General features: G+C 71.6%; 11 protein-coding genes. 3 read left to right on the top strand and 8 right to left on the bottom strand.

Features of this window, described 5'->3' with window-relative positions; all coding sequences use genetic code 11:
- The 8 genes from STRTUCAR8_RS05030 to sbnA form a co-directional block, all read right to left on the bottom strand.
- Window positions 1-758, bottom strand: a 758-nt coding sequence (locus STRTUCAR8_RS05030) for an FAD-dependent monooxygenase (protein WP_006374366.1), incomplete at its 3' end; no start/stop codon positions are given.
- The gene (locus tag STRTUCAR8_RS05025; RefSeq protein ID WP_006374358.1) at window positions 755-2,182 is read right to left on the bottom strand and encodes a condensation domain-containing protein; all 1,428 of its coding nucleotides are present in this window, start codon (window positions 2,180-2,182) and stop codon (window positions 755-757) included. The genes STRTUCAR8_RS05030 and STRTUCAR8_RS05025, both read right to left, overlap by 4 nt.
- Window positions 2,179-2,898, bottom strand: a complete 720-nt coding sequence (locus STRTUCAR8_RS05020) for a 2-hydroxychromene-2-carboxylate isomerase (RefSeq protein WP_006374362.1) — start codon at window positions 2,896-2,898, stop codon at window positions 2,179-2,181. Before STRTUCAR8_RS05020 ends, STRTUCAR8_RS05025 begins: the two co-directional genes overlap by 4 nt.
- 28 nt (window positions 2,899-2,926) lie before the next feature.
- Window positions 2,927-3,670, bottom strand: coding sequence for a 3-oxoacyl-ACP reductase FabG (fabG, locus tag STRTUCAR8_RS05015; protein WP_006374365.1), 744 nt, complete (start codon window positions 3,668-3,670; stop codon window positions 2,927-2,929).
- 45 nt (window positions 3,671-3,715) lie between these two features.
- Window positions 3,716-4,810 carry a beta-ketoacyl synthase N-terminal-like domain-containing protein gene (locus STRTUCAR8_RS05010; protein WP_006374357.1) on the bottom strand — a complete coding sequence of 365 codons (1,095 nt, stop codon included), beginning with the start codon at window positions 4,808-4,810 and terminating at the stop codon, window positions 3,716-3,718.
- Between the two features lie 37 nt (window positions 4,811-4,847).
- Window positions 4,848-6,104: a beta-ketoacyl-[acyl-carrier-protein] synthase family protein gene (locus STRTUCAR8_RS05005; protein WP_006374360.1), complete on the bottom strand. Its 1,257-nt coding sequence runs from the start codon at window positions 6,102-6,104 to the stop codon at window positions 4,848-4,850.
- Entirely contained in the window at window positions 6,101-6,364 is a 264-nt protein-coding gene (locus STRTUCAR8_RS05000) for an acyl carrier protein (RefSeq protein ID WP_006374364.1), read from the bottom strand. The genes STRTUCAR8_RS05005 and STRTUCAR8_RS05000 overlap by 4 nt, the downstream gene beginning before the upstream one ends.
- Window positions 6,365-6,445: 81 nt before the next feature.
- Window positions 6,446-7,492: a 2,3-diaminopropionate biosynthesis protein SbnA gene (gene sbnA, locus STRTUCAR8_RS04995; RefSeq protein WP_006374359.1), complete on the bottom strand. Its 1,047-nt coding sequence runs from the start codon at window positions 7,490-7,492 to the stop codon at window positions 6,446-6,448.
- A gap of 285 nt (window positions 7,493-7,777) precedes the next feature.
- Here sbnA and STRTUCAR8_RS04990 point away from each other — a divergent pair, with 285 nt between their 5' ends.
- The 3 genes from STRTUCAR8_RS04990 (at window position 7,778) to STRTUCAR8_RS04980 (ending at window position 11,398) form a co-directional block, all read left to right on the top strand.
- Entirely contained in the window at window positions 7,778-9,394 is a 1,617-nt protein-coding gene (locus STRTUCAR8_RS04990) for a tryptophan halogenase family protein (protein WP_006374356.1), read from the top strand.
- 110 nt (window positions 9,395-9,504) lie between these two features.
- On the top strand, window positions 9,505-10,143 hold the full coding sequence (locus tag STRTUCAR8_RS04985) for a flavin reductase family protein (protein ID WP_006374363.1): 639 nt from the start codon (window positions 9,505-9,507) through the stop codon (window positions 10,141-10,143).
- Entirely contained in the window at window positions 10,130-11,398 is a 1,269-nt protein-coding gene (locus STRTUCAR8_RS04980; protein WP_006374361.1) for a cation:proton antiporter domain-containing protein, read from the top strand. Before STRTUCAR8_RS04985 ends, STRTUCAR8_RS04980 begins: the two co-directional genes overlap by 14 nt.
- Window positions 11,399-11,409: the final 11 nt, after the last annotated feature.

The following is an 11,409-nucleotide window of genomic DNA, read 5'->3' as shown; positions in this document are numbered from 1 at the left end:
GCCCATCCGGCCAGCGCCGCGTCGAGGTCGGCGGGGCCGGCCGCGCTCGTCCAGGACTCGTCGAGCCCCTCGGGCGCCGGGGCGACGGCGACGTAGGTGAACTGCCGTCCCCCGCGGACCGGGTAGAGCAGTACGCGCCCGGCGGGGCCCGCGAACATGTACATCAGCCCGGGGTCGAGGTCCGGCAGCGCGGCCGCGTCCACCAGACCCCGCAGCGCGCAGTTGCCCGAGTACACCGGCCGCTCGGGCCCGGCCAGCCGGCGGCGGACCAGGGAGTGCACGCCGTCCGCGCCGATCAGCGCGGAGGCCCGGGTGACCGTGCCATTGGCGAACCGGAGCGTGACGCCCTTGGCGCCCTCCTCGTAGCCGGTCAGCTCACGCCCGGTGTGCACCCGCTCGGCGGGCAGCAGCGAGGCGAGCATCCGGTGCAGGTCGCCGCGGTGCACTGTCAGGTAGGGGGCCCCGAACCGCTCCTCCCAGGCGGCGCCCATCTCCTGCCGCGCCACCATGGAGCCGTCGTGGAAGGCCCGGACCTCCAGCGCCTCGGGCCGCACCGCCTTCCGGGCGAGCTGCCCGGCCAGGCCCATGCGGGTCAGCAGCCGGGTGCCGTTGGGTCCGAGGTGCATGCCGACGCCCTGTTCGCGCAGGGTGTCGCCCCGCTCGTAGACGTGGACGTCGATGCCGCGGCGGTGCAGGGCGGCGGCGGCGGTGAGTCCGCCGATGCCCGCGCCGATCACCGCGATCGTGGTGGTGGTCATCGGTGATCCCATGCCTTCGCGAAGGAGTCGAAGTCGTCGAAGTCGCCGGTCTCGCCGGAGCCGAGGGCGAGCACGGCGTCCAGGTCGGCGTCGGCTGTCAGTTCGACATCGGTGATCCGGGCGTCCGGGTCCCGAACGGCGGCTGTGAGCATCCGCTCGTAGCCGTCCGCGAACCGCTCGACGGTCGTCCGGTCCAGGACGTCGGTGTCGTAGGAGAAGACCGCGGTCACGCCCTCGGCGGTCTGCTCGATACGCAGCAGCAGGTCCAGCTGGCCCTCCTGCTGCGGTACGTCGATCAGGGCGATGTCGAGACCGGCGTACGGGATGGCACGGCCGACCGCCCGGCCCGGCGGCACGTTGGGCACCGGCGGTTCCATGCGGTCCATGTGGACCAGGAACAGCGCGGCGCGGAACAGGGTGGCCTGCGGGAAGGCCAGACCGCACGGGTAGCGCACGCCCATCATGCCCCGCATGATCCGCGTACCGGCCTGCGCGGCGGCGTCCCGGAAGGTGGTGCCGGGTCCGAACTCGGCTCGGACCGGGATGGTGTTGAGAAAGCAGCCGATCACGTCCCGCTGACCGCGGCCGGAGCGGCTGGAGGCGGGCACTCCGAGCAGGAAGTCGTCCTGCCCGGTCCAGCGGTGGGTCAGCGACTGGAACACGGCGAGCAGGTACGCGAAGGGTGTCACGCCCGCCGCGCCCGCCGCCACGCCGATCCCGTCGGCGGCCTCGGGGGCGAGCCGCCGTACGACCGTGTCGCCGCGCAGCGAACGCACCCGGGGACGCGGCCGGTCCAGCGGCAGTTCGGCCGGGGCCGATCCGGCGACCGACTCCCGCCAGGCGGCGGCGGCCCGCAGACCGGCCTCGGAGGCGGTGTGGGCCAGCTCCGCCGCCGCGTGCTCCGTGTACGAGCCCTTCAGCGGGCGCCAGCCGGGCGCCGTGCCGGCGGCATGGGCCGCGTAGGCGTCGAGGACGTCACGGACCAGCAGCCAGCGCGAGGTGAAGTCGCTGACGATGTGGTGGGCGGAGGTGACCAGCACCCAGTCGTCGTCGGCGCGGCGCAGCAGCACCACCCGGAAGGTCCCCGACTCCAGCCGGAACGGCCGGGCCCCGGCCTCCTCGGCGGCGCGCAGCAGCCCGTCCTCGTCGATTCCGTCGAGGTCCCGCAGTTCCAGGCGTACCACAGGTGCGTCGGAGGCGATACGGACCGGGCGTCCGCCGTGTTGGGCGAAGACGGAGCGCAGCAGTTCCTGGCGTTCACCGACCGTGGTGACGGCGGCGTCCATGGCGGCGGGGTCGACCCGGCCGCTCAGCCGCAGCGACATCACGATGTTGTAGGCGGAGCTGTCCGGGACGATGCGGTACGCGGTCCACATCGCCTCCTGGATCGAGGTCAGCGGCAGGGCCGACACGGTGGTGCTCATCCGCAGCCTCCCGCGTGGCTCAGGTCGGAGGCGGGACCGCCGACGAGGGCGAGGCCGGGATCGGCGGGCTCGGGGTTCTCCGCGGCGGGCGCCGGGGCGTGCTCGGGGAAGGTCGCCACGAAGTCGGCGACCCGGTCCAGGCCCCAGAAGGGCTCCGAGCCGTGGATGAAGTAGGGCACCCCGAACACGCCGTCGCGGCACACGTCCACCAGGGCTCTGGTGCCCTGCGCCCGGATCTCCGGGTCGTCGGTGGCGGCGCCGACCTCTTCGGCGTCCAGGCCGATGGAGACGGCCAGTTCGCGCACGGTGGCCGGGTCGCAGAGGTCGCGGCCCTCCAGCCAGCGGGCCGTGCCCGCCCGCTCCACCCACGCCCGGCCCAGGCCCCGGCGCTCGGCGAGGAACCACGTCAGGTGCGCGGGCTCCCACCACGGGTCGGCGTCCACCGGCCAGGTCACGGTGAGCCCGCGGGCCGCGGCGAGCCGGCGCACGTCCCGCAGGATGTAGAACTGCTTGGCCCGGGACATCGGGACGTAGGGGAACTCGGCGCCCGCCTCGGCCAGCAGCTTCCGACTGGTCTCGTCGGGCTCCCAGAAGGGCCGCCACTCCAGCCGGTCGAGCAGGCCGGGGTGGTTCTCGCGCAGCTCGCGCAGGGCGAAGAAGTTGTAGGGGCTGCGCAGGTTGAAGTAGAACCGCGGCGGCCGGGCGGCGCGTGGCATGACTGACTCCTTTGAGCGGGTGGGGTTCTCAGACGACCAGTCCGCCGTCGACGGCGAAGACCTGTCCGGTGATGTAGGCGGCTCGGTCGCCGGCCAGGAAGGACACCAGTTCGGCGACCTCCTGGGGTTCGCCGAAGCGGCCCAGCGGGATGCGGCGGGTCATCTCCTTGGCGTGCTTCTCGGAGAGGCCGCCGGTCATGTCGGTGCTGATGAACCCCGGAGCGACGGCGTTGGCGCGGATGCCGGAGCGGCCTGCCTCCTTGGCGAAGGCCGCGGTGAAGCCGATGATCCCGGCCTTGGACGCGGAGTAGTTGGTCTGCGTGGCGTGGCCCGCCGCGGCGACCGAGGACAGCGTGACGACGGTGCCCCGGCGGCGCTTGAGCATGGGGAAGGCGAGCGTGCGCACGACGTTGTAGGTGCCGTCGAGGTTGGTGCGCACCACGGCGTCCCAGTCCTCGTCGGCCATCATCGCCAGGTGGCCGTCGCGGACGATCCCGGCCGCGGTGACCACCACGTCCACCGGTCCGAGCAGTTCCTCGGTCTCGGCCGCGAACGCGGCCACCGCGGCCCGGTCCGTCACGTCGACGCGGCGGACGAGGGTGCGGGCGCCGTGTGCGGCGGCCGACTTGGCGGCGAGTGCGGCCGCCTCGTCGTTCGACTGGTAGCACAGCGCGACGTCATGGCCGTCGCGGGCCAGGGTCTCCACGACGGCCCGCCCGATCCCGCGCGAACCGCCGGTGACCAGGGCCACCGGCCTCGGTGTGTCGGACATGTGACGTGCCTTTCTCCTCGGTGACGGAACGGTGGCGCGGGTGTCTCAGGCCAGCCGCAGCAGCAGCGCGCCGACGGTGCCGTCGCGGTCGGCCGCGGTGATCAGGGCGAGCCGGTCCACCAGGCTCGGGTCGCTCTCGGCCTCGGCGAGCGCGGCGGCGAGCTGGAAGGCGGCGGAGGCCGCGCCGGCGTCGCCGACCAGGGAGCGCACCGGGAGCCGGTTGCCGGTCAGCCCGTCGAGGGCGGACTCCTCCTGTTTGCCGAGCAGGCCGGGCGGGTTGCCGGGCACGATCAGTCCGACGTCGCCGGGGGCGGCATCCGCGTCGGCCAGGACGTCGGCTATGCAGCGTTCCAGTGCCGCTCCCGCCCGGCCCGTGTCCTGGAAGGCGCGGAAACGGGAGCCGAGGACCGAGGCGAGCACGGGGCGGCCTCCCTCTCGGGCGGCCGACGCCTCCTCCAGCAGGAAGAGCGCGGCGCCCTCGCCGAGCGGCTGCGGTTCGGCGCCGCCGTGGTCGGCGACCCGTTCCAGCCGGGCCCGTTGTACGGAGAACTCCTCGGCCGCGCCGGCCAGCAGCGCCGTGCCGTGTCCACCGCGCAACAGCCGGGACGCGTACTGGAGGGCGAGCAGGGCGGTGGCGGCGCCGCCGGAGACGGTGACGTTGGGGCCCTTGAGGGTGTGCCGGATCGCACTGGTGCCGGCGGGGCAGTTCATGACGGTGTTGGGGAAGCGCGCCGGGTCGACGAGGTAGGGCTTGTCGCCGGTGAGCGCGTCCCGGGTGAAGTCCATGATCGACTGGACGCTGCCGGAGGTGCCGAGCACCAGGCCGGTGCGCTCCGGGTCGGCGGCGAGTCCGGTGCCGTACTCGTCGAGGAGCATGCCGACCGTGGTGGCCGCGATGCCGGTGACCCGGTCCATGGAACGGGTGCCCTTGCGGCCGAGGACGGCCCTGATGTCGAAGCCGGGGATCAGCCCGGCCTCCGGGTAGGGGACCGGCCAGGTGTCCGCGTCCACCGGCGCGACCGCCCGCCGCCCGGACCTGAGGCCCTCGGTGAAGCTGTTCCTGCCCAGTCCGTACGGCGAGGACACGGCCCAGCCGGATATCGCCAGCCGGGGCGCCACCGCGTTCGCGTGGAGCGCCATGCTCCTCAACTCCTCTCCAGGTTGCGGCCGCCGGCTCTCACGCCGCCTGCTCCCACTTGCCGAGCACCAGGACGGCGTTGTTGCCGCCGAAGGCGAGCCCGTTGTTCTGCACGACCCTCAGCTCCGCCTCGACCGCCTCGTTGGGCACGCAGTCGACCGCGCACTCGGGGTCGGTAGAACGGTGGTTGATCGTCGGGGGGATGAAGCCGTCCCGCAGCGCCAGCGCGCAGGCCGCGGAGGCGAGGGCGCTGGCGGCGCCCATGGTGTGGCCGATCATCGACTTGATGGACACCGTGCGCGGCAGGGTGTCGCCGAACACCTGCCGGATCGCGCCGACCTCGGTCACGTCGTTGGCCCTGGTGCCGGTGCCGTGCGCGGAGATGAAGTCGACGTCCGCGGCCTCGATGCCGGCGTTGCGGTGTGCCGCGGTGATGCAGCGGGCGATGGAGTCCCGGTCCGGGGCCACCGGGTGGCTGGCGTCGCAGGACAGGCCGTAGCCGAGCACCTCGGCGTAGATCCGGGCGCCGCGGGCGAGCGCGGACTCCAGCGACTCCATCAGCAGGATGCCGGAGCCCTCGCCGGTCAGGATGCCCTGCCGGTCGGCGTCGAAGGGGCGGCACACATCGGGTGCGATGGTGCCGAGCCGGTAGAAGCCGGTGAAGGTCTTGCGGCACAGGGCGTCCGCGCCGCCGCACAGCGCCATCTCGACGTCTCCGGAGCTGATCGCGTCATAGCCGTAACCGACCGCGTAGTTGCCGGCCGCGCAGGCGGTGGGCACCGTGACGGTCTCCACGTCCTCCAGGCCGAGTTCGCGGACGATACCGGCCGACAGCCGGCCGGGCCACACCCGGCGGGCCGCTGCCTCGTCGAGGGTGTCCTCGCCCTCGGCGACCTGGAGCGCGGTGAGGTGATCGAGGTCGCGGGACTCACCGTCGGTGGTGCCCACCGAGACCAGCGAGCGCACGTCACGCACCTGCTGGGCGGTCAGGCCCGCGTCGGCGACCGCCATCCGGCTCGCGGCGACCGCGAACTGCGCGGCCCGGCCCAGGTCGTCGGGGGACGTGGTGGTCAGCCATGCCGCCGCGTCGAAGTCGGTGATCTCGCAGGCGTTGGAGTACGCGAAGCCGGTGGTGTCGAAGGCACCGATCGGTTTCGCGCCGCTGCGGCCCGCCCGCAGGCCGGCGGCGAAGGCGTCGACGCCGGTGCCGATGCTCGTCACCACGCCGAGGCCGGTGACGACCACCCGGTGCCGGGCGCCGCGCCCGCCGCGCTCCGGCGTCGCGTCCCCGCTCACTTGACCTGCGCCTCGGCGACCACGGCGTAGACGCCGACGAGGTTGACCATGCGGCTGAGCTCGGACTGCGTCAGGGTGATGCCGAAGGTCCGCTCCAGGGAGGAGAGGATCTCGATGGTGCGCAGCGAGTCGGCGTCGTGCTCCTCCTTGAACAGGCTGACGTCGGTGACCTCGTCGAGCTCCAGCTCGAGGATGTCGCAGACGATCTCCTTGATCTCCGCCTTCTGCCCGTCGTCCAGGGCGGGGAGCTGAGTGGTCATCGGAAACCTCCATGCATCGGTGTCGGCCGCACGGGCCTCGGGTGGTGGTGTTCGGGGATGCGTCCATGGTGGCGAGGCGCGCTATCGGTGCCCTATATTCGCCAACTCCCCCAGATCGACGCTGAGTTGGGGAGCTGGTCCACTGTCCTGTGACAGCTCGGCGACCTCGCCGAAGTGTCGGCGCACCCACGTGTCGTCGTAGATCGTGTCGAGGTAGCGGTCTCCGCCGTCGGGCAGGATCAGCACGACGTTGGAGCCGGGTTCGAGGCGCGGTGCGATGCGGTCCAGCGCGGAGACCACGGCTCCCGAGGAGCCGCCCGCGAGGATCGCCTCGCGCCGTACGAGCCGGCGGCAGCCCACCACACAGTCCAGGTCGGTGACGTGGACGACGTGATCGGCGTCCGAGGGCCGCAGCAGTTTGGGCCGGATCGACGCGCCGTGGCCCGGCACCAGCCGGGTGCAGCCGGCGGTCCGGCCGAACAGCACGCTGCCGACGGCGTCCACCGCGTGCACGGTCGTCGTCAGGCCGCTCTGCCGGATGTACTCGGCGCAACCGCCCAGGGTGCCGCCGGTGCCGGCCGCCAGGATCAGGTGGTCGACCCTGCCGTCCAGCGCCTCGGCGATCTCGCGCATCGTGGTCAGGTGCGCCTGCCGGTTGAGCGGGTTGGCGTACTGGTCGGGCCAGTACGAGTCGGGTGTCGAGGCCAGCAGTTCGGCCACCCTGCGCAGCCGCATGGGCAGCAGCTCCCCGGTGACCGGGTCCGGGTCGGTGACGACCTCGACCCGGGCACCGTAGGCCCGCAGGATCGCGAGGTTCTGCTGGGTGGTGCGCGCGTCGACCACGCAGATGAAGCGCAGTCCGAAGTACGCACAGATCTGGGCGAGTCCGATCGCGAGATTCCCGGAACTGGACTCGATCAGCGTGGAACGACCGGGCACGAGCTCCCCGGAGCGGATCCGGGTCAGCACCATCGAGAGCGCAGACCTGTCCTTGACACTGCCGCCGGGATTGAACCGCTCGGCCTTGGCGAACAGTCGTACCGGTATGTCCGGTGCGAGCCGTTCCAGCTCTATGAGCGGGGTGTTCCCCACCACGGCCAGGATTCCCCGGAGTTCGGCAGGCGGCATGCCGGGAAGTCCGCCCGGTCCCTGGGCAACGGCATTCCCGTCTTCGTACGGCATCTGATGCAGCCATCCTCTGCTGGGAGTTGCGGAGCGGTTTTCGACGCCGACCAAGAATCGCCGAGCCGCCTATACCTCACCCATACGAACCTGCTCAAGCGGCAATTCCGGACACCTATAGATGCCGCATAGCGGGCCAGCCGATTCTGGCGTGTAAACGCACTCGACAGCATGAAAAGGCGCTGTACACAAAGGCGCGCAGACGCCTCGACCGGAGAAATGAGTTCCCCTATGACCGAAACCGGTACGACCGACACCGACTCCCGCATCCGTAAAGTCGTCATCCTCGGCGGTGGCACGGCCGGCTGGATGACCGCCGCCTACCTCGGCAAGGCGCTCCAGGGCACCGTCGACATCCAGGTACTGGAGGCCCCGGCCATTCCCCGGATCGGCGTGGGCGAGGCCACCGTGCCGAATCTGCACCGCGTGCTCTTCGACTACCTCGGCATATCCGAGGAGGAGTGGATGCGTGAGTGCAACGCCAGCTTCAAGATGGCCGTGCGCTTCGTCAACTGGCGCACCCCGGGCCGCGGTGAGCCGGAGGCGCGCACGCTGGACAGCGGCCGGCCGGACCACTTCTACCACCCGTTCGGCATCCTGCCCGACCACGACAACACGCCGCTGTCCCACTACTGGTACAAGAACAGACACGAGGGCCGCACCGACGAGCCGTTCGACTACGCCTGCTTCCGCGAGCCACCGGTGATGGACGCGAAGAAGTCGCCGAAGTGGCTCGACGGCACCGATTCCACCCGGTACGCCTGGCACTTCGACGCCGCGTTGGTCGCCGACTTCCTGCGTCGGTTCGCCACCGACAAGCAGGGCGTGGAGCACATCCAGGACGAGATGGTGCGGGTCGAGCAGGACGGACGCGGCTATGTCACGGCCCTGCACACCAAGTCCGGCCGGGTGCTCGACGCCGACCTGTTCGTCGACTGCTCGGGCTTCCGCGGGCTGCTGATCAACAAGGCCCTGGGCGAGCCGTTCGTCGACATGAGCGACCACCTGATGTGCGACAGCGCGGTGGCCACCGCCGTGCCGCACGACGACGAGGCGAACGGGATCGAGCCGTACACCTCGGCCATCGCGATGTCCTCCGGCTGGGCCTGGAAGATTCCGATGCTGGGCCGTTTCGGGTCCGGTTACGTCTATTCCAGCAGATTCACCTCGCAGGACGAGGCGACCGCGGAGTTCTGTGAACTGTGGGGGCTCGACCCCGCCGAAACGAAGTTCAACCACGTCCGCTTCCGGGTCGGCCGCAACCGCCGCGCCTGGGTCAACAACGTGGTGAGCATAGGCCTTTCCTCGTGCTTCCTGGAGCCGCTGGAGTCGACCGGCATCTACTTCATCACCGCCGCGATCTACCAGCTCGCCAAGCACTTCCCCGACCGCACCTTCAACCCGGCCCTGGTGAACAGCTTCAACCAGGAGATCGAGGTGATGTTCGACGACACCCGTGACTTCATCCAGGCGCATTTCTACTACGCGCCGCGCAACGACTCGCCGTTCTGGCAGGCCCAGAAGGAGCTGAAGCTTCCGGAGAACATCCAGCGGAAGATCGAGGCGTACAAGGCGGGGCTCCCGGTCAATTCACCGATCGCCGACGAGTCCACGTACTACGGGAACTTCGAGGCGGAGTTCCGCAACTTCTGGACCAATGGCAGCTATTACTGCATCTTCGCCGGCCTCGGCCTGGAGCCGGACACACCGCTGCCCGCGCTCGCCCACAAGCCGGAGTCCGTCGCAGGCGCCCAGCCGCTGTTCGACAGGGTCAGGCAGGAGCAGCAGCGCCTGCTGGACACGCTGCCCAGCGCCTACGACTACCTGCGCGGCCTGCACGGAAAGTAGCCCCCGACCACGGATCTGGCCCGGCGGCGCCGAGCCGCCGCGGTCCGCCGGGCCAGATCCGCACCGTCCCGATTCCGGGCCCGATCCTGCTTCCGACAGGAGTCGACAGCATGACTGGTACAGCTGAGACCACGACCACCCTCTCGACCACTTCGACCACTTCGGCAGGGCCGGCCGCCACGCCGGACTCCACCGACATACGCCCCCTGATGGCGTCCTTCCCCTCCGGGGTCAGCGTGGTGACCGCGCTCGGCGCCGACTCCGCCCCGCGCGGGATGACCTGCAGCTCGCTGGCGAGCGTGGCGCTGGACCCGGCGACCCTGGTGGTCTGCCTGCGCACGGTCGGCCCGACCCTGCGCGCGGCCCTGGACAGCGGGCACTTCGCGCTGAACCTGCTGCACGAGGAGGCGCGGGCCGTCTCCGACCTGTTCGCCTCCGGCAGCACCGACCGGTTCGCCAACGCCGAGTGGCGGCTCCCGCTGGGTGCCGCGGGGCCGCATCTGACGGAGGCCGCGCTCGCCGTCGCGGACTGCACGGTGGTGCACGCCGTGGAGGTCGGCGACCACACGGCCGTCTTCGGCCGGGTCACCCGCGTCACCCACACCGACGGCGGATCACCGCTGCTCTACGGCAGACGCCGGTACGCCCGCTGGTCGGCGGCCGCGTCGGCCCCGGCGCCGGAGGCACGGCCCACGCCGGCCCACGCCCTGCCCGCACCCCTGGAAGGAGAAGCCCGTGTCGGCTCCTGACCCGCTGCCCGGCCTGCTCGTCGCCGTACCCGTGGTGATCGGCGTGTGCCGCATCGGCGCCCTGCTCTTCCGCCGGATCGGGCAGCCCCCGGTCATCGGCGAGATCACCCTGGGCATCCTGCTCGGCCCGTCACTGCTCGGCTGGATCTCCCCCGCCGCTCAGCACTGGCTGTTCCCGCCGGAGATCCTCCCCCACCTGCTGGTGCTGGGCAATCTCGGCCTGCTCGCCTTCATGTTCCTGGTCGGCCTGGAGCTGGACCTGTCAGCCCTACGCGGACACAGCCGTACAGCGGTCACCGTCTCCTACGTCGGCATCGCGCTTCCTCTGCTGCTGGGCGCACTGCTTGCGCTCGGGATGTACGGCGCGTTCGCTCCGGCCGGGGTGGACCGGCTGCCGTTCGTCCTGTTCGTCGCCGTCTCGATGAGCATCACCGCCTTCCCGGTCCTGGCCCGCATCCTCACCGACCGCGGCCTCTACACCACCCCTGTCGGGTCGCTGGCGATGGCGTGCGCGGCCGTGGACGACGTCAGCGCCTGGTGTCTGCTGGCGCTGGTCGCGGCGGTCAGCACCAGCGGCTCGGCGGAGCAGGCGGCCGTCACCGCTGCCTGGTCGCTGGTCTTCGTGGCCTGTATGACGTACCTGGTCCGGCCGGTGCTGGCCCGGCTGGCCCGGCACACCGGCAAGGCCACGGAGAGCTCGGTCCTGGTGTTCGTCTTCGCCGGCCTGTGCGTGTCGGCCTTCGTCACGGACGGCATCGGTATCCACGCCCTGTTCGGCGCGTTCGTCTTCGGAGTGGTCATGCCCCGCGGTTCCCGGGCGGTCGAGTTGTCCGCCGCCCGGCTGCGGGCGTTCACCGTCCCGGTGCTGCTCCCGCTGTTCTTCGTCAGCACGGGCGTGCGCACCGACGTTTCGCTGCTCACCGGTGACGCCGCCCAGTGGCTGTGGGCCGGCGCCGTACTGGCGGTGGCCCTGCTCGGCAAGTTCGGCGGCAGTACGGCGGCGGCACGGCTGTCGGGCCAGTCCTGGCAGGACGCGATGTCGGTCGGCGCGCTGATGAACTGCCGCGGCCTGACCGAGCTTGTCGTCCTCAATCTCGGCCTGGAACTGGGCGTCATCGGCCCGGACCTGTTCACCATCCTGGTCCTGATGGCCCTGATCACCACGGCCATGACCGCCCCCGCCCTCACCTGGTTCCGCCGTACGCCGTCCCCGGAACCGACCGTCCCCGTGCCCCAGCCGGTCACCGCGGCGTGACGCGGCTCCCC

This window comes from Streptomyces turgidiscabies Car8 (genome assembly GCF_000331005.1).
GTDB lineage: Bacteria > Actinomycetota > Actinomycetes > Streptomycetales > Streptomycetaceae > Streptomyces > Streptomyces turgidiscabies.
Note: the sequence above shows the minus strand (reverse complement) of the source record. Positions and strands in the feature narration are given on the sequence as shown.

Coding starts and splice junctions, on each gene's coding strand:
- STRTUCAR8_RS05025 (WP_006374358.1), bottom strand. CDS start 2,182: ATGAGCACCACCGTGTCGGCCCTGCCGCTGACCTCGATCCAGGAGGCG.
- STRTUCAR8_RS05020 (WP_006374362.1), bottom strand. CDS start 2,898: ATGCCACGCGCCGCCCGGCCGCCGCGGTTCTACTTCAACCTGCGCAGC.
- fabG (WP_006374365.1), bottom strand. CDS start 3,670: ATGTCCGACACACCGAGGCCGGTGGCCCTGGTCACCGGCGGTTCGCGC.
- STRTUCAR8_RS05010 (WP_006374357.1), bottom strand. CDS start 4,810: ATGGCGCTCCACGCGAACGCGGTGGCGCCCCGGCTGGCGATATCCGGC.
- STRTUCAR8_RS05000 (WP_006374364.1), bottom strand. CDS start 6,364: ATGACCACTCAGCTCCCCGCCCTGGACGACGGGCAGAAGGCGGAGATC.
- sbnA (WP_006374359.1), bottom strand. CDS start 7,492: ATGCCGCCTGCCGAACTCCGGGGAATCCTGGCCGTGGTGGGGAACACC.
- STRTUCAR8_RS04990 (WP_006374356.1), top strand. CDS start 7,778: ATGACCGAAACCGGTACGACCGACACCGACTCCCGCATCCGTAAAGTC.
- STRTUCAR8_RS04985 (WP_006374363.1), top strand. CDS start 9,505: ATGACTGGTACAGCTGAGACCACGACCACCCTCTCGACCACTTCGACC.